This is a genomic window from Arhodomonas sp. KWT, from assembly GCF_010993615.1.
In genome coordinates this window covers 1-641 of sequence record NZ_WNXE01000952.1, presented here as the reverse complement: position 1 = coordinate 641, position 641 = coordinate 1, and the positions used below count along the sequence as shown (strand labels likewise).

Below are 641 nucleotides of genomic sequence, written 5' to 3'. Positions count from 1 at the left end.
AGCGCGTAAAGGGCGGCGATGGTGAGCATGTAGACCACCACGATATCCGTCGCCAGCAGGCTGGAGGCCTCCATCATGCGCTGGCCGATGCCCGGGATGCCGAACAGCTCGGCGGCCACCACCGTCATCCAGCCCTGGCCCAGGCCGGCACGCAGGCCACCGAGAATGCCGGGCGACGCCGCGGGCAGGTTGACCTTGGCGAGCCGGGGCAGGAAGCCGTGCTGCCCGAACGCCCGCGCGACCTCGTCATAGCCGGGGTCGACGGAACGCACGGCGCTGTAGCTGGCAAAGTAGTTGATCCAGAAGACCCCGATACTGATGATGAACGCCGCCGCCGTCGGGGTGACGCCGAACCATATGATGGCGAAGGGGATCCAGGCCAGCGGCGGGATCGGGCGCAGCAGCCGCGCCAGCCACGCGTGGGCGGCATCGAAGCGCGGCAGCAGCGCCGCCGACACGCCCACGAGGATGCCCAGTACGGACCCCACCAGCAGGCCCACGCTGTAGTGCGCGAGGCTGGAGCCCACGACCTCGAACCAGATGCCGTCGGAGAGCTCGAGCCAGAGCACACCGGGGATCGCCGAGGGCAGCGGCACGAGGGTGCCGGGCAGCAGCCCGCTGCGCAGCGTCAGCTCCCACAG

Annotated in this window: 1 protein-coding gene; it reads right to left on the bottom strand. The window is 70.2% G+C overall.

The features are described 5' to 3' along the window. A partial coding sequence (locus tag G7A99_RS23505; RefSeq protein WP_163144465.1) for an ABC transporter permease occupies positions 1-641 on the bottom strand: 641 nt, incomplete at both ends.